Below are 15,928 nucleotides of genomic sequence, written 5' to 3'. Positions count from 1 at the left end.
ATGCTCCACTGGGTTTTGCCCTGGTGACATGGTACACGCAGCGAAACTGTGGCGGCAATTCGATTGCGGCTACGCAATGAACGGTTGGCGGAGATTGCCTGCATTTCAGGCGACTTCGGCGGGACACGCGGCGCGCGCCCCCTTTTTTGTGCTCTATGGCTTGATGCGCCGCGACAAGCGGAGTCGCCCCGGCGGTGGTTCAGCCGCCGTTCAGCGCTCGCGCGCGAGCGGCTCGCCGAGCACAAATGCGCCGCCCTGGAAGCGCTGTGCGGGGTCGTCGCGTTCGACCGTCGGCGCGGTCATCGGAAAACGTTCCGCGAATTGCTCCGAGCTGTCGCGCGGACGGAAGCCAAGGAAGCCGGCCTTCGTGTTGTCCCACCACTTGACGGGATTGTCGGATGCGCCGTAGACGACCACATGGCCGACGCGATTCGTGAACAGCGAGCAGCGCACCAGTTCGATGAAGTCGCGATAGCTCAGATACGTGACCAGCATGCGCGGATTCTTTGGCTCTTCGAACGACGAGCCGATGCGCACGCATACCGTCTCGATGCCGAAGCGGTCGTAGTAGTAGCGCGACAGCGATTCGCCGAAGCACTTCGACACGCCGTACAGGCTGTCGGGACGATGCGGTGAATCCGCGTCGAGCACTTCGGTGACGGGATGAAAGCCGATCGCGTGATTGGAACTCGCGAACACGATGCGCTTCACGCCATGTTTGCGCGCCGCTTCGTACACGTTATACGTGCTGCGGAAATTGGCTTCGAGCAGATCGTCGAACGGCGCGTCGATCGAAATGCCGCCGAGATGCACGATCGCATCGACGCCTTCGACCATATGCATCACAGCCTCGCGGTCCGCGAGATCGACGACGCTCGTTTCTTCGTGCGCGGCCGCATCGCCGGGCGGGACGATATCGGTCACGTGGACGATGTCGGCCCAATCGGCCAGCGCGCCGCGCAACTGGCGACCAAGATTGCCGGCCGCGCCCGTCAGCAGCAGTCGACGGAACGGTTTGCGCCCCGCAGCAGATGATTCGTTCATTGATGGTCCTTGGAGTTAAAGTAGGAAAACGTTTTCCAACTATAAAGGTGACGGCGATGGCGCGTCAATCACCGGCTTTGCAAGCATAAAAAGAAGATGTGGCATGTCCCGCGTATGCGTTTTCTGCGACAATCGCCTCACGAGAAAAGAAAACGTTACCCTTCGCATGAAAAAGGTTTCCCCGACGATTCGCGATGTCGCTGTCGAGGCCGGCGTATCCGTTGCCACGGTGTCGAAGTACATGAACGGCACGCAGCGGTTTTCTCCCGCTGTCGAAGCGAGGCTCAAGGAAGCGATCGAGCGGCTCGGCTATCGTTCGAATCCGCTTGCGCGCTCGATGATCACGGGGCGCACGCGCACCATCGGCCTCGCGATCCTCGACATCAGCAATCCGCACTTCACCAACGTCGTGAAGGGCGCGAACCGCATCGCGCTCCAGCACGACTACACGCTGCTGCTCGTCGACACCGAAGAGAACCAGGCGCGCGAGCGGTCGTTGATCGAGGCGCTTGCGCAGCGCGTCGACGGGCTCATCGTCAGTTCGCGGATGCCCGACGAAGAGTCGCAGTGGATGCTCGATCTCAACAAGCCGCTCGTGCTTCTGCGGCGCAGCCCCGGCCTGCCGATTCCGAGCGTCGGCATCGACAACCGCCTCTCGACATACATGCTCGCGCGGCATCTGCTGAATCTCGGGCACCGGCGCATCGCGTATCTCGGCTTCGGCCAGGCGCGCATCAACGACGAGCGCATTCGCGGCGCGCGCGAATGTCTCGACGAAGCGGGGCTCACGCTCGATGTGCACGACGCCCATGCGCCGACCGCGAAGGCGGGCGAGCAGGCATGCTCGCGCGTGATGCTCGGACCGCAGCGGCCGCAAGCGGTGATCTGCTACAACGACCTGATCGCGCTCGGCTTCATGAAAGAGGCGGCGTCGCTGGGCTTCAAGCTGCCGCGCGACGTATCGGTGACGGGCATCGACAACGTGCCTTACGGCGAATACGCGGCGCCCGCGCTGACCACGATCGACATTCAAAGCGAGAAGATGGGCGAACTGGCGATGCAGAAACTGATCGACGGACTCGCTGGTCGATCCGATGCGGAGCACTCGATGTTCGAGCCTCGCCTCATCGTGCGCGAGTCGACGGCAGCTTGCGGCTGACGATGGACTCGCGCGCTTTGCGCCGGCACGCGCGCCGCGCGATGCAGCGCGGCGCGAACGCCATGCACGCGATGCACGCGATGCACGCTCAGGCATCGAGCTTCGCGGGCGCCATGCGCGGCGTTAGCGCGTGCATGATTGCGAGCGCAAGCAGATAAGCCAGCGCGCCGATCGCGAACAGCACCCAGTAATGGCCCGTGCGCTGCAGCACCTGGCCGATCACTTCCGAGAACAGCACGCCGCCGACCGAACCCGCCATCCCGCCGATACCCACCACGGCGCCGAGCGCGCGGCGCGGAAAGAGATCGGATGCTGTCGTGAACAGATTCGCCGACCAGCCCTGATGCGCGGCCGCAGCGAGGCCGACGATGCCGACCGCGACCCACAGGTTGTCCGCTTGCGACACGAACGCGATGGGCAGCACGCAGCATGCGCAGATCAGCATGGCCGTCTTGCGCGCGGCGTTCACGGACCAGCCCTTGCGCAGCAGCGTCGACGAGATCCAGCCGCCGCCGATGCTGCCGACCGTCGTGATCGCATAGATGACGACGAGGGGCAGACCGATGTGCTGCATGTCCATGCCGCGCGACTCGTTGAGCCACTTCGGCAGCCAGAACAGATAGAACCACCAGACGGGATCGGTCAGAAACTTGCCGATCAGGAACGCCCACGTCTCGCGCTTCTTGATCAGTTCGCCCCAGCCGGGCGCGCGGGCGCTCGCATTGCGGGCGTCGAGCGCTTCGACTTCGTCGCGCGGTTCGTCGAAGGCTTCGTCTTGCGCGCTGCGATCGGCGGGACGATAGACCGTGAGCCACACGGCCAGCCACACGATGCCGACCGCGCCGATGATGATGAACGCCGCGCGCCAGCCGTAGATCACCGCAATGGGCGGAATGATCGCGGGCGCGAACACCGCGCCGATGTTCGCGCCCGAGTTGAAGATGCCCGTCGCGAGCGCGCGTTCGCGGCGCGGAAACCATTCGGCCGTGGTCTTGATCGCGGCCGGAAAGTTGCCGCCTTCGCCGATGCCGAGCAGCGCGCGCACGGCCGCGAAGCCCATCACCGAGCCAACGGCCGCGTGCAGCATCGCGGCCACGCTCCACACGAGCATCGCGCCCGCATACGACAGGCGCGTGCCGAGCCAGTCGACGACGCGTCCGAAGCACAGCAGGCCGATCGCATAGAACGCGGAAAAGGCGATAACAATGCGGCCGTACTGCACCTGCGTCCAACCGATTTCATGCTGGAGCAGGGGCGCGAGCAGACCGAGAATCTGCCGGTCCATGTAGTTGATGACGGTCGCGAAGAAGAGGAGCGCACAGACGGTCCAGCGGAAGCGGCTGGCGACGCGCACGACGCCGACGACGGCAGATTGCATGTATGTCTCCGTTCGCGGCACCGCTCGTCGCGCCGCGTCTTTTTCATGGCCGGCGACGAGCACCGGGACGGAACGCATCGCGCCGCGGGGCGTGCCGCGCGGGCGAGTTTTCGTCTTGTTTGGGAAAACGTTTTTCTAAGAATAGAGGGTTTGTCGCCGCTTGGCTAGTACGTATTTTCAGCTATGCGGCACATATGAGGGCGCGATTCGATCACCGATTCGGGTCAAGAAAGTTAATCGTTTTCCTCTGGGCGCGAGACGAATCAGCTGCTGCGTAGGGGTCGCACGGCGCGCGTCAATCGCGAGCGTGCGTCACGGCCAGTTGCAACACGTTTTCGAGTTCGGGCAAGCCGACGGGTTTGGTCAGATGCAGATCGAAGCCTGCGGCCTCGGTTTTCGCGCGGTCTTCGCTCGTGCCGAGCCCCGTCATCGCCGCGATGATCGTGCCCGGCGTGGCAAGCGCCTTGCGGATATGCGGCAGCGCCTCGAAGCCCGTCATCTTCGGCATCGACAGATCGAGCAGCACGAGGTTGGGTTGCAGCGTCTGCGCGCATTCGATGGCGGCCTCGCCGTCGTAGACGGCATGCGCTTCGTGACCGAGCACTCCGACGAGCATCGCCATGCTGTCGGCGGAATCGATGTTGTCGTCGACTACCATCACCTTCAGATCGGCGTGCTGCGCGGGCGTCGGCTCGTCATCGCGTGTGCCTTCGTCGGCGACGGTCTGCGTGTATTCGGGCAGCCATACGGTGAACTCGCTGCCCTTGCCGCGTCCTTCGCTGTGCGCTTCGATATGACCGCCGTGCAGATCGACGATCGCGCGCGCAAGCGTCAGGCCGATGCCGAGCCCACCCTTGTCCGCCTGTTCTTCCGTCGGCGTTTCCTGCACGAAGAGATTGAAGATGGCATCGATCGCGTCGGGATCGATGCCGCGCCCCGAGTCCGCGATACGGAGCGCGACGAGGCGGCCCGAGTGGAACACGTGCATGCCGATCGACGCGCCTTCCGGACTGAACTTCGACGCATTGTTCAACAGGTTCTGCACCACCTGGACCATGCGAGTGAGATCGCCTTCGATGTACATCGGCGCATCGGGCAGCGATACGTTCAGTGTTTGCCCGCGCGCGGCGAGAAGCGGCGCGCTGCCTTCGATGCTCAACTGCGCGATGACCTGCATCGACACCGGCTTCGGCTGGATCTGCACGCGTCCCAGCGTGACGCGGCCTGCGTCGAGTAGATCGTCGACGAGCCGCGTGAGATGCGATAGCTGCCGGTCGATCAGCTCGTGCTCGGGTACGAACGCGCGATGATCCGCCGACTTCAGTTGCAACATGCTGACTGCGTTGCGCAGCGGCGCGAGCGGATTGCGCAACTCGTGTCCGAGCAGCGCGAGGAACTGGCTCATCCGCTGGCTCGATGATTCGAGTTCTTCGAGCCGGCGGCGGCGCGACATGTCGCGCGTGATCTTCGCGAACCCTTGCAGCGTGCCGTTCGGATCGCGCAGCGCGGTCGTGATGACGTTCGCCCAGAAGATCGTGCCGTTCTTGCGCATGCGCCACTCTTCCACCTCGATGCGGCCTTCGCGCGCGGCAAGCTCCAGGTCGCGCTGCGGCCTGCCTGCGGTTACGTCTTCGGGCGCGTAGAGCATGGCCGCCGGTTCGCCCACGACCTCATGCGACTGATAGCCCATTACCTGCGTCGAGCCCGCGCTCCACGTCGTGATATGGCCTTGCGCGTCGAGCATCGTGATCGCGTAGTCCTTGATCGCGTCGACGAGCACGCGAAAGCGCTTGTCGAGTTCACGCGCGTTGAAGCGCTCGGTGACGTCGCGCACGAAATACGCGAGTTCGGCGCGGCCGTCGAACTGCACCGGGCACATCGACACTTCGGCGGGAAACTCAGTGCCGTCGATGCGGCGCGCGACAAGTTCAGTGCGGCTGCGGCTCGCGTGGCCGCTTGACTCTTTGGTCTCCGCGCTTCCCGCGCCGCTTTCCATGCCGTGTTCCGCGCCGTGTTCCTGCGCGAGCCTGAACACGTCGAGCAAGGCGTAACGCGTTTTGCAGCGCGCCGGAAAAAGCGTGTCGAGTATCGCGCGCCCCATCACCGCATCGCGCGCATAGCCGAATGTGCGCGTCGCCGCGTCGTTCCAGTCGATGATGCTGCCGTCCGTGTCGGTGCACACGAATGCGTCGTGCGTCGTGTCGAGCACGAGCCGGCGGCGCAGCAGCGATGCTTCGAGCTTGCTGTCCGCGGCCTCGCGCAAACTGATTTCGGTGCGCAGCCGCGCGATCGTGATCGCGTTCTGTTCGATGAGTGCGCGGTTCTCCGCGAACACGCGCTGATGCGCCATGCCCGATGCGACCAGCGACGTGATGCGCTCCAGCGTTTCGACGTCCTCGGTGCAAAATCCGTCGCGCGTGCCCGACATCAGTTTGACGACGCCCGCCACTTCGGCCTGATAAAGCAGCGGCGCGACCACCATCGACATTGCGCCGACACGCTCGCACGCCTGCGCATCGACGCGCGGATCGTTCGACGTATCGTTGCTGTACAGCAGATGCTTTTCGCGTGAGCACAAGCCCGACAGGCTGCCGTCGCGCTTCAGGCGCAGCCCGACATGATGCGCAATGGTGCCGCTGCACGCGCGATACACCATCTCGTCGCCTTCCACCCATTCGACCACCGACGCATGCGCGGCGGGCACGAGTTCGAGCAGCGCATCAGTGACGAGGGACAGGAAGCGGTCGAGATCAAGCTTCGCGGCGGCGATACGCGAGTGTGCGTCGATCAGCTTTCGCAGGCGCGTATTGGCGGAACGCTCGCGGTTGAGTTGCGCGGCGATATCGGTGGTGTCGATCTGTCGATCCTGACTGCCATTCATCGTAGGCGGCTCCGTTAGACGCCAGCGGGCGGTCGCTTAAGAGAGCGTCGCAGACGCCGTTCCTGAATCGTCCGGCTGCCGCAGCGCAGCCGACGACACCGCGTGCATGCAGTCCGCCTATGCAGGCCGCATGGACAAGCGAGGCGTTCTTTCAACTGTTATACACGCTGGTGCTTTCCTGCGTCTAACACTTCGTCGGGCACGAAGATTGGTTGCGCGTGCCCGCATTCGACTTCAACGATTATAAAAAACGAACGCCGTTCGCACCGCGAGCCGCACAACGCGATATGGGCCGCCGATGCCGATATCGCTTTCTTCCAGCGCTCAGGGTTTAGTAGTAGCTCTCAGGCTAGACAGGAAACCCATCGGCGAAACGTTCGCGCAGATAGCCGACAAAGAGTCCAACCGCGCGCGGGACATGCGAGGCATACGGCCGCAAGATATAGAGCTGTTCCGCGAACGCTCCTGTCACGCGCCAGTCGGGAAGCACGACGACCAGCTTGCCCGCCTGCACGGCCGCCTGAGCCGTGAAATCGGGCACCAGTGCAATGCCGAGGCCTTCGATTGCGGCATCACGCAACGTTTCGCTATTGTTGGCCGAAAACTGTCCGTTGACGGGCAGCGTGACAAGCCGCGCGGCCTTTTTCCGCGCGGTCTTGCGCTCGAAGGACCACATCGGCTCTCCCGTCGAACGCGGATAGAACAGGCAATCGTGAGCAGCCAGGTCTTCGGGTGTCTTCGGCGTGCCGCGCTTGCGCAGATAGGCACGCGTCGCGACGATCACCGAATGCGTATCACAGAGCTTCCAGGCGACGTGCGTATCGGGCGGCTCCGCGCTGTGGCGTATCGCAAGATCGAAGCCCTCGGTCGCGAGCGAAACTAGCCTGTCGGACACTTCGAGCTGAACGCGCACTTCGGGATTGGCCAGCAGGAACGCCTGGAGTTTCGGCACGAGCTGCTGCCGCGCGAATGCAACGGGTGCCGTGACGCGCACCAGTCCGCGTGGCACGCCCGACAGTTCGCGGACCAGGGCGAAGCTGGCGGCGATCTGCGCATACTGGCTGCGCGTGCTGTCGACGAGTTGCTGGCCCGCTTCCGTCAGGCGGACGCTGCGCGTCGTGCGCTGCACGAGCGAGATGCCCGCTGCGCGCTCCAGTTCGGCGATGCGCTGGCTCATCGCCGCCTTGCTGACGCCGAGACGCGCGGCGGCCGCCGTGTAGGTGCCCTGTTCGGCGAGCATCGTGAGCCAATGCAGATGCGTCCAGAGCTCCTCGATATTTTGCGTATCCATACACCGATTGTTCACCATAGAAAACATTGATTTCAATGGTAGCGTCTTTCCAGCGCGCGCGCTGCTTCATACACTGCTTCTGAAGCCAATCACGAAGGAGCCGACATGCAAGCCTATATCGACAGCGCAGACGTGGGACATTTCATCCACGGCGAACGAGTCAACGGAACGGGAACGCGCAGCCAAACCGTCTTCAACCCGGCGACGGGCGCGCGGGCCCGCAAGCTGCTGCTGGGCGAGGCAGCCGATGTCGAAGCCGCCGTCGCGAGCGCGAAGGCCGCGTTTCCGAAGTGGCGCGATACGCCGCCCATCCGCCGCGCGCGCGTCATGCTGCGTTTCCTCGAACTGATGAACCGCCATCGCGACGAACTGGCGGCCATCATCACGGCCGAGCACGGCAAGGTGTTCTCCGACGCGCAAGGCGAAGTGTCGCGCGGCATCGACGTGATCGAGTTCGCGTGCGGCATTCCGCAACTGCTCAAAGGGGATTACACGGAGCAGGTTTCGACGGGTATCGACAACTGGACGACGCGGCAGGCGCTCGGCGTCGTTGCGGGGATCACGCCGTTCAACTTTCCGTGCATGGTGCCGTGCTGGATGTTCCCGGTCGCGATCGCGGCGGGCAATTCGTTCGTGCTGAAGCCCAGCGAGCGCGATCCGTCGGCATCGCTTTTCATGGCCGAACTGCTGAAGCAGGCGGGCTTGCCTGACGGCGTATTCAACGTCGTGCAGGGCGACAAGGTTGTCGTCGATGCGTTGCTCACGCATCCGGACGTGAAGGCCGTGAGCTTCGTCGGCTCGACGCCCATCGCGAACTATATCTACGAGACGGGCGCGAAGCACGGCAAGCGCGTTCAGGCACTCGGCGGCGCGAAGAATCACATGGTCGTGATGCCGGATGCCGATCTCGACAAGACCATCGACGCACTCGTCGGCGCGGCGTACGGTTCCGCCGGAGAGCGCTGCATGGCGATTTCGGTCGCGCTTCTCGTCGGCGATGTGGCCGACAAGATCATCCCGAAGCTCGCGGAACGTGCGCGCAATCTGATCGTCAAGAACGGCATGGATGCGGATGCAGAAATGGGCCCGATCGTCACGCGGCAGGCGCTGGAGCGGATCGAAGGCTATATCGCCGAGGGCGTGAAGGAAGGCGCGACGCTCGTCGTCGATGGACGCGGCCTGAAGGTCCCCGGCCATGAAGATGGTTTCTTCACAGGCGGCACGCTCTTCGACAACGTCACGCCCGAGATGCGCATCTACAAGGAAGAAATCTTCGGCCCGGTACTCGCTTGCGTGCGCGTGAAGGACTTCACGGAAGCCGTCGAGCTGATCAACGCGCACGAGTTCGGTAACGGCGTCGCATGCTTCACGCGCGATGGCCACGTTGCCCGCGAGTTCGGCCGCCGGATCGAGGTCGGCATGGTCGGCATCAATGTGCCGATTCCCGTGCCGATGGCATGGCACGGCTTCGGCGGCTGGAAGCGCAGCCTCTTCGGCGACACGCATGCGTATGGCGAAGAAGGCGTGCGCTTCTATACCAAGCAGAAGTCGATCATGCAGCGTTGGCCCGAGAGCATCGAAAAGGGCGCTGAGTTCGCAATGCCGACTGCGAAGTAACGCGCGATCCGATCCTGATGTGTGGTGCGGCCCTCGTCGAGGGCCGCCTTTTCGAGCGACATCGCGAACTCCTCATGGTGGGTTGCGAGTTGAACGACTGACGCGATCGGCCCGGTGGCGCCGACTGGCGTGACACCTGCAAGCAGCGCGCGCTTTCGCGACGCCGTGCTCGTCACTGAACGCTCGAGGCGCACGGCCTGCAGTGTTGCAAAGCTCGTGCATTCCTGCAGAAGAAGAACGCTTTCGCACTGCGATTCCTTCGGCGGAAGCAGCGTACTTTGGGCTAACATGCGTCCGAGACATCACACTCAACACGCCCGGAGATATCAGCATGTCGGCATCGCGTTCACTCGATCTCACCGCATTTCCGCGCTACCCGTTGATCGAAGGACCAACGCCCATTCAGCATCTGAGCCGTTTGAGCAAGGCGCTCGGCGACGTCGATATCTACGTGAAGCGCGACGATCTGATGGGGCTCGGCGGCGGAGGCAACAAGCTCAGGAAACTCGAGTTCCTCATCGGTGAGGCGATTGCGCAGCGCGCGGATACGATCGTTACGGTTGGAGCGCGCCAATCGAATCACGCGCGGCTCACGGCGGCTGCTGCGGCGAAAGCCGGTCTTGCATGCGAGCTGGTGCTGACGCGCACGGTGCCGCGCTATGACAACGACTACCTCGACAATGGCAACATTCTGCTCGATACGTTGCTGGGCGCTCGCATACACGATCTGCCGGGCAATGCCGACGCGATGGCATTCGCGGCGACACGCGCCGACGAGTTGCGCAAGGCCGGGCACAACGTGTATCTCGCCCCGCTCGGTGGTTCGTCGGCGACGGGATGCCTCGGCTATGTGGCGTGTGCCGCGGAGGTCCTCGCGCAGGCGCATGACGCCCGTGTCACCTTCGAACGCATCGTGTTGCCCAATGGCAGCGGCGGCACGCAAGCTGGCCTCGTCGCGGGCATGGCGGCGATGGGCGAAGAGCGGACCCGTGTACTCGCGTACAACGTGTTGGCGACGCACGAGAACACCGTATCCAATACGCGGATAAAGGCCGCGGAAACCTTTGCGCTGCTGCGGCCCGGCATGGCGCTGCCAGAAGGGAGCGTCGTGGTCGAGGACGGGCAGCGCGGCGAAGGCTATGGCATACCCACCGATGCGATGCGCGAAGCCGTGCGGCTGCTGGCGAGCGTCGAAGGTCTGCTGCTCGATCCCGTGTACAGCGGGAAGGCGTTTGCCGGCCTCTTGGAGAGCGTCAGAAGCAAAGTATTCGCACCGCGCTCGAAAGTCCTGTTCCTGATGACAGGCGGTCTGCCTGGGCTGTACGCATATCGGAGCGCGTTTTAACCGCGCGTCTCAAACGAAGCAAGGAAGGCCGCTGTCAGGCGTTATCCATTCTGCTCGCCACGGATAACGCCTGATGTTCGTCAGCCCGCTTTAGCCAGTTGCTCGCGGATAGCGGCTTCCGTCTTCTCGTAGTCGCCTTCGCCGAAGTGGCTATAGACCACGCGCCCCTTCTTGTCGATCAGATAGAACGCCGGCCAATATTGATTGCCGTATGCGTTCCAGGTCGCATACTGATTGTCCTGCGCGACAGGGTAATGCAAGCCATATTGAGCGATGGCCGCGCTGACCTTTTTCGTGTCGCGCTCGAACGGGTACTCGGGCGTGTGAACGCCGACTACCACGAGACCCTGATTCTTGTACTTCTGATGCCAGCTCTCGACCTGGGGCAGCGTGTGGATACAGTTGATGCACGTATAAGTCCAGAAGTCGACCAGCACGACTTTGCCGCGCAACTGCTCCAGCGTGAGCGGCTCGCTATTGAGCCATTTGTCGATGCCCGTGAATTCCGGTGCGGGCTTGTTCTGTTCGACGGGCATGGTCGTCGCAGCGCCGCTGTTGGCGACCGTCGCGCCCAATGCGGCGATGGCGGCCAATGCGGCAAGGGTGATCACGGTCTTGAGTCGGGTGAACATGTCGGCGTCCTTTTAGTGAAAGACAATCGAGAAGGAATGACCGTATTGAAGCGGCTGCGCGTATCGGGCCTGTGTCGGACTGTCGGGCATTTGAATCGTCATGTATCAGAGGCGGCGCCCGATACATTGAGACACAAATGACCGTGCCGATCGGGCTATAAAACAGGCGTTGACAAACGATGGAGCAAAACATGAAACGTCTGTTGGCTATCTTCTTCTTACTTGCTGGCGGGCTCGCCGTCGAGATCGCGCACCCCATTCAGTGCTCGTTGCTCAGCGCGAGCCGGCCTGCCGAAAAGCGCCGGAAATCGCGCGCCTGCGGATAAAGCATCGGGCGTCGGGAACGCCCGCGAAGGCGAAAGAGATCATCGGGCTCCAGCCGATTTACGCGCAATCCTGATCGAGATTTGCCGATGCGTCGGAGCAGGGATTATCAGCAAAGGACAGGCGAGGTATCTGCCTGGCAGATAGCCGTATCCAAACCCTTCGCTTGATCTTCTGCATGACGGGTGCGACATTGAGCCATCAGTTCTTCACGAGACTTCCGGTCAATGAGCACCCTCACCACTTCGCAACGTATAGGCAGATTTGCCGACGAAGCGCGCTTCTCTCATCTCACGCCGCGGGCTCGGCAAGTGTTCAAGCGCAACATTCTCGATAGCCTCGGTTGTGCAATTGCCGCACTGCCGGGCCCGCCGTTCAAGGCGCTCAGAGAACAGTTCGACGAGTATCGTGGCAGCGGCACATGCACGCTGATTGGCGGCGGCACGACTTCGCCCGATCAGGCCGCGCTATACAACTCGGGTCTCGTGCGATATGTGGATCTGCTCGACAGCTATATGTCGCCCGGCGGGCTTTGTCATCCGAGCGACAACTTCGGCGCGATACTTGCAGCAGCCGAACATGCGTCGGCGAGCGGCGAGGATTTCATGCTTGCGCTGGCGGTTGCATATGAAATCGGATGCCGGATCACCGCGATCGTCCCCGTCATGTCGAAGGGATTCAATCACGCGATTCAACTCGCGATCTCGTCGGCGGCGGGGGCGGGCAAGCTGTTCGGCCTGAACGCAGATCAGATCGCCCATGCGATCGCGATTGCAACCGTCGACAACATCTCGCTGTCCTGCGTGCATTCCGAACCTGTGTCGCAATGGAAGGGTTTTTCTCCGGGCATCACGGGAATGCGGGCCGTGTATTCGGCTTCACTGGCCAGACGCGGGTTGACGGGACCGCTTCGCCTGTTCGAAGGTCCCAATGGGCTCGCGCGCATGTTCGGTCAGCCGCTCGATATCGACTGGGATGACAAGCGGCTCGACGTCGTGCATCAGACGATCATGAAGAAGTACTGCTCGCTGATTCACGGTCAACCCGTGCTTGAAGCGACGCTTGATCTCAAGCGCAAACATGGCGTGACGAGCGACGATGTGGAAGAAGTGGTTTGCGACATCTTCCAGACGGGATACGACATCGCGGGCGGCGGAGGCTTCGGTGCGAAAGACGATCCGCGGACGAAAGAACAGGCCGACTACAACCTCAAGTATCTGATCGCGGCAGCGCTGCTCGACGATCAGGTCGGGCCTGCGCAGCTTGAAGCAGCGCGTATCCAGGCCGCCGACGCGCAAGCATTGCTGAAGAGAGTGACGGTGCGTCCCGACGCGGAGTTCTCCGCTCGATATCCGCGTGCTTTGAACACGCGCATAACGATCAAGTGCCGTAGTGGTCGCGTGTACTCGAAAGAACATGTCGGCTTCGAAGGCGGACTCGATAAACCATTGACGTGGGAGCGCACGGTCGAGAAATTCCACTGGCTGAGCGAGCAATACGCAGATGAAGCGCTTCGAGCCCAGATCATCGATATGGTGTCGACACTTGAAGCGCACTCCGTCGAGGAGTTGATGCAACTCCTCGCGAAGGTCAGTCCAGAAGCAGGATTCCGGGCAAAGCACCCGGGCATTCAATAGTCGATTCAGAAATTCAGGAGATTCGAATGGCCCTTATTTCATGCGATATGCGGTACGGCAGAACAGACGAACAGAAACGCCGGCTGGCAGCGGGTCTGCTGCGCGTAGTCAGCGAGGCGACAGGCGAGACGAAGAACGACATCTTTATCGTGTTTCGGGAAGGCAGAGGCATTAACTTCGTCGAGCACGGCGAGCATCTTCCTGAGTACGTCGAAGGCGCGGCGAACGACAAAGATCTGATTAGCCGCCTCAAATAGCCGTTGCAGGAGACAGGAGAACCATTGTGCCTTTTATCGAATGCCATATCACGCAGGGTTTGACGCTCGCGCGTCGCGAGCAGCTCATTCGCGACATCATCCAGGTGACGCACGACTCGATCGGTTCGGACCCGAAGATCATTAACGTGATCCTGCATGAGCATCCGCCCGCCAATATCAGCGTGTCGAGCCGTATCAATGGAGAGGACTTCAGGAAGGGAAATACAGGCTGATTACATCGGTGTCGTGCGCGTCAACGCGTTCATTCCGCCAGTGCGCATTCAGGCTTTGGTGTACGATGAGGTCCACCTTGCATCGCCGTTCGCAGCGAACGGTCCTGTCGATCTCATAGAGGTGCACAGCATGGATGTTGCCGACCTCAAGGTGTTCGAGGCGGTTGCCCGTCACGGCAGCATGAACCGGGCGGCCGCAGAGCTTCATACGGTCCAGTCCAATGTAACGGCGCGAGTCCGTTCGCTCGAAAGGGAAATCGGTGTCGCGCTTTTTCATCGTCATGTGCGCGGTGTCAGCCTCACGCCCGCAGGGCAACGGATGCTGCCGTACGCCGCGCGCATGACGAAGCTTCTCGCAGACGCGAAGCTCGCCGCGCTCGACGACGGACCGCCTTCAGGCACGCTCGCGTTAGGCACGCTGGAGAGCACGGCGGCGCTCAGGCTGTCACCCATATTGAGCCATTTCGCGCGCGTTTATCCGCAAGTCCGCCTGTCGTTGACGACGGGCACGAGTTGCAGCCTCACGGAAGATGTCGCGGAATGCAGGCTCGACGGCGCGTTCGTTGCAGGGCCTGTCGATCATCCGGATCTGCATGCCGAGACGATCTTCGAAGAAGAACTCGTGCTGGTGACGCCACGCACGGTGCGTTCGGTCGATGCGCTGCCCGCCGTCAAGGATCTCAAGACAATCGTGTTCCGGTTGGGTTGCTCATATCGTCAGCGGCTCGAAGCGCTGCTTGCGGAAATGGGCATCCTTACCGCGACACCGCTCGAATTCGGTTCGCTGGATGCGATCATCGCGTGTGTCGCGGCCGGCATCGGCATTACGCTGCTGCCTCGCGGCGTCGTCGCGCGCGCAGCCGAGCAGGACATCGTCGCGATCCATCCCGTCGCCGCGAGCACGGCAAGCGTCTCGACGCTCTTTATCCGCCGACACGACGCTTATGTATCGAGCGCCATGCAGGCATTCGTCGAAGTGGCGCGTTCGGGGCTCGGCCCCGTTGTCATGGCCGCCGCGTAGGCTGCTTGCGCGCGAGTATCGACGAGCCGCGTACGTCGGCTGACGTTATCGCGGCGAAAGAACTCGGTACAAAAGTCGACGAATGTTCTGAATCGCGCGGGAAGCAGTTCTCGATGCGCGTAGAACAAGCAGATTTCAACTTCGCTGTCCGACAGCGCACAGCCCGGCAGAACGGGAATGAGCTTGCCCTTCGCGAGATCTTCGCGCGCCATCGCTTCGGGTAGCTCCGCAATGCCGGCGCCCGCGAGTGCCGCGGCGCCCAGCAGCACATCATTGCCATCCATCGACGATGCGGGAATCACCTGTACCGGCTCGCCGTCTTCGATCATCTGCACGTAGTTCGAGTTGTGCTGCCGCGACTGCGAAGGCAATAACAGGAAGTGGCCGGTGAGATCGGCGGCACACCCAGGCATGCCGAATCGGGCGAGGTAGTCGGGCGATGCCGCGAGCATCCGCGGCGACTTGAACAATGTCCGCCGGATCACGGCCGACTGCTCGACCTGATGCGGCGGAAGTATCGCCATGTCGAACTGTCCGTTATAGAGATTGACGACGCCTTCGTGTATCGACACGACGAGATTGACGTTGGGCGCGATCGCGCGATACCCGCTCAGAAACTGCGAGAACGTGTCGCCGATCAACGTCGGGTGAACGGCGAGACGCAGCTTGCCGCTGTCGACTTCGCGCTCGCGAGTAATGCGTCGATTGGCTTCGTCGAGTTCTTCAAGCAGGCGGCAGCAGCTTACGTAATACGATTGCGCCTCTTCCGTCAGCGTGACGGATCGTGTCGTGCGATGAAGCACGCGCGTCTGGATCGACGCTTCGAGCTTTGCAATGGCCTTTGAAATGGACCCTGTCGTGACGCCGAGCGACGCAGCCGCTTTGCTGAAGCTCCGATGCTGTGCCGCCGCGACGAATGCTCTCAACATGTAAAGCTGGTCCATGTCCAATCCCGGTTCCATTGCTGCTTCACAGCATTGCTAGGGAAGGTCTGAACAACCCGTTTTTTTATCGCACTTCTGCCGAGCGCCCGAGACAGGGATCGCGGTATCACTGGCACGGCGTCAGACCACTACCGGTCGCGTCTTTTACCCAGCGGCTCGACATCC

General features: G+C 62.3%; 14 protein-coding genes. 8 read left to right on the top strand and 6 right to left on the bottom strand.

Annotation, left to right across the window (positions count from 1 at the left end; all coding sequences use genetic code 11):
• Positions 1-210: 210 nt before the first annotated feature.
• Positions 211-1,044, bottom strand: coding sequence for an NAD-dependent epimerase/dehydratase family protein (locus tag AB4Y32_RS31410; protein ID WP_368725054.1), 834 nt, complete (start codon positions 1,042-1,044; stop codon positions 211-213).
• 103 nt (positions 1,045-1,147) lie between these two features.
• Between AB4Y32_RS31410 and AB4Y32_RS31405 the strand changes: the two genes are divergently transcribed.
• Positions 1,148-2,203 carry a LacI family DNA-binding transcriptional regulator gene (locus tag AB4Y32_RS31405; protein ID WP_368725053.1) on the top strand — a complete coding sequence of 352 codons (1,056 nt, stop codon included), beginning with the start codon at positions 1,148-1,150 and terminating at the stop codon, positions 2,201-2,203.
• 88 nt (positions 2,204-2,291) lie between these two features.
• On the opposite strand, the gene AB4Y32_RS31400 is transcribed toward AB4Y32_RS31405, so the two are convergent.
• From AB4Y32_RS31400 to AB4Y32_RS31390, 3 genes are all read right to left on the bottom strand, one after another.
• Complete coding sequence (locus AB4Y32_RS31400; RefSeq protein WP_368725052.1) at positions 2,292-3,581, bottom strand: MFS transporter; 1,290 nt, start codon at positions 3,579-3,581, stop codon at positions 2,292-2,294.
• 295 nt (positions 3,582-3,876) lie between these two features.
• Positions 3,877-6,462 (bottom strand): PAS domain S-box protein, encoded by a 2,586-nt coding sequence (locus AB4Y32_RS31395; RefSeq protein ID WP_368725051.1) that lies wholly within the window; start codon positions 6,460-6,462, stop codon positions 3,877-3,879.
• 349 nt (positions 6,463-6,811) lie between these two features.
• Positions 6,812-7,753, bottom strand: a complete 942-nt coding sequence (locus AB4Y32_RS31390; protein ID WP_368725050.1) for a LysR family transcriptional regulator — start codon at positions 7,751-7,753, stop codon at positions 6,812-6,814.
• Between the two features lie 105 nt (positions 7,754-7,858).
• Between AB4Y32_RS31390 and AB4Y32_RS31385 the strand changes: the two genes are divergently transcribed.
• On the top strand, positions 7,859-9,370 hold the full coding sequence (locus tag AB4Y32_RS31385) for a CoA-acylating methylmalonate-semialdehyde dehydrogenase (protein ID WP_368725049.1): 1,512 nt from the start codon (positions 7,859-7,861) through the stop codon (positions 9,368-9,370).
• A gap of 331 nt (positions 9,371-9,701) precedes the next feature.
• The gene (locus AB4Y32_RS31380; RefSeq protein ID WP_368725048.1) at positions 9,702-10,715 is read left to right on the top strand and encodes a D-cysteine desulfhydrase family protein; all 1,014 of its coding nucleotides are present in this window, start codon (positions 9,702-9,704) and stop codon (positions 10,713-10,715) included.
• A gap of 80 nt (positions 10,716-10,795) precedes the next feature.
• On the opposite strand, the gene AB4Y32_RS31375 is transcribed toward AB4Y32_RS31380, so the two are convergent.
• Complete coding sequence (locus tag AB4Y32_RS31375) at positions 10,796-11,347, bottom strand: thioredoxin family protein (protein WP_368725047.1); 552 nt, start codon at positions 11,345-11,347, stop codon at positions 10,796-10,798.
• A 191-nt stretch (positions 11,348-11,538) separates the two neighbouring features.
• Here AB4Y32_RS31375 and AB4Y32_RS31370 point away from each other — a divergent pair, with 191 nt between their 5' ends.
• The 5 genes from AB4Y32_RS31370 (at position 11,539) to AB4Y32_RS31350 (ending at position 14,819) form a co-directional block, all read left to right on the top strand.
• Positions 11,539-11,673 carry a hypothetical protein gene (locus tag AB4Y32_RS31370; protein ID WP_368725046.1) on the top strand — a complete coding sequence of 45 codons (135 nt, stop codon included), beginning with the start codon at positions 11,539-11,541 and terminating at the stop codon, positions 11,671-11,673.
• 225 nt (positions 11,674-11,898) lie between these two features.
• Entirely contained in the window at positions 11,899-13,308 is a 1,410-nt protein-coding gene (locus AB4Y32_RS31365; RefSeq protein WP_368725045.1) for an MmgE/PrpD family protein, read from the top strand.
• A gap of 26 nt (positions 13,309-13,334) precedes the next feature.
• Complete coding sequence (locus AB4Y32_RS31360) at positions 13,335-13,565, top strand: tautomerase family protein (RefSeq protein WP_090873709.1); 231 nt, start codon at positions 13,335-13,337, stop codon at positions 13,563-13,565.
• 26 nt (positions 13,566-13,591) lie between these two features.
• Complete coding sequence (locus AB4Y32_RS31355) at positions 13,592-13,798, top strand: 4-oxalocrotonate tautomerase family protein (RefSeq protein ID WP_368725044.1); 207 nt, start codon at positions 13,592-13,594, stop codon at positions 13,796-13,798.
• A gap of 130 nt (positions 13,799-13,928) precedes the next feature.
• The gene (locus AB4Y32_RS31350) at positions 13,929-14,819 is read left to right on the top strand and encodes a LysR family transcriptional regulator (RefSeq protein WP_368725043.1); all 891 of its coding nucleotides are present in this window, start codon (positions 13,929-13,931) and stop codon (positions 14,817-14,819) included.
• On the opposite strand, the gene AB4Y32_RS31345 is transcribed toward AB4Y32_RS31350, so the two are convergent.
• Positions 14,741-15,763, bottom strand: coding sequence for a LysR family transcriptional regulator (locus AB4Y32_RS31345; RefSeq protein ID WP_368725042.1), 1,023 nt, complete (start codon positions 15,761-15,763; stop codon positions 14,741-14,743). The genes AB4Y32_RS31350 and AB4Y32_RS31345 overlap by 79 nt on opposite strands.
• Positions 15,764-15,928: the final 165 nt, after the last annotated feature.

This window comes from Paraburkholderia phymatum (assembly GCF_040965635.1).
GTDB lineage: Bacteria > Pseudomonadota > Gammaproteobacteria > Burkholderiales > Burkholderiaceae > Paraburkholderia > Paraburkholderia phymatum_B.
The sequence above is the reverse complement of the archived record's forward strand: the minus strand, read 5'-3'. Positions and strand labels throughout refer to the sequence as shown.

Coding starts and splice junctions, on each gene's coding strand:
- AB4Y32_RS31410 (WP_368725054.1), bottom strand. CDS start 1,044: ATGAACGAATCATCTGCTGCGGGGCGCAAACCGTTCCGTCGACTGCTG.
- AB4Y32_RS31405 (WP_368725053.1), top strand. CDS start 1,148: ATGTCCCGCGTATGCGTTTTCTGCGACAATCGCCTCACGAGAAAAGAA.
- AB4Y32_RS31400 (WP_368725052.1), bottom strand. CDS start 3,581: ATGCAATCTGCCGTCGTCGGCGTCGTGCGCGTCGCCAGCCGCTTCCGC.
- AB4Y32_RS31395 (WP_368725051.1), bottom strand. CDS start 6,462: ATGAATGGCAGTCAGGATCGACAGATCGACACCACCGATATCGCCGCG.
- AB4Y32_RS31390 (WP_368725050.1), bottom strand. CDS start 7,753: ATGGATACGCAAAATATCGAGGAGCTCTGGACGCATCTGCATTGGCTC.
- AB4Y32_RS31385 (WP_368725049.1), top strand. CDS start 7,859: ATGCAAGCCTATATCGACAGCGCAGACGTGGGACATTTCATCCACGGC.
- AB4Y32_RS31380 (WP_368725048.1), top strand. CDS start 9,702: ATGTCGGCATCGCGTTCACTCGATCTCACCGCATTTCCGCGCTACCCG.
- AB4Y32_RS31375 (WP_368725047.1), bottom strand. CDS start 11,347: ATGTTCACCCGACTCAAGACCGTGATCACCCTTGCCGCATTGGCCGCC.
- AB4Y32_RS31370 (WP_368725046.1), top strand. CDS start 11,539: ATGAAACGTCTGTTGGCTATCTTCTTCTTACTTGCTGGCGGGCTCGCC.
- AB4Y32_RS31365 (WP_368725045.1), top strand. CDS start 11,899: ATGAGCACCCTCACCACTTCGCAACGTATAGGCAGATTTGCCGACGAA.
- AB4Y32_RS31360 (WP_090873709.1), top strand. CDS start 13,335: ATGGCCCTTATTTCATGCGATATGCGGTACGGCAGAACAGACGAACAG.
- AB4Y32_RS31350 (WP_368725043.1), top strand. CDS start 13,929: ATGGATGTTGCCGACCTCAAGGTGTTCGAGGCGGTTGCCCGTCACGGC.
- AB4Y32_RS31345 (WP_368725042.1), bottom strand. CDS start 15,763: ATGGACCAGCTTTACATGTTGAGAGCATTCGTCGCGGCGGCACAGCAT.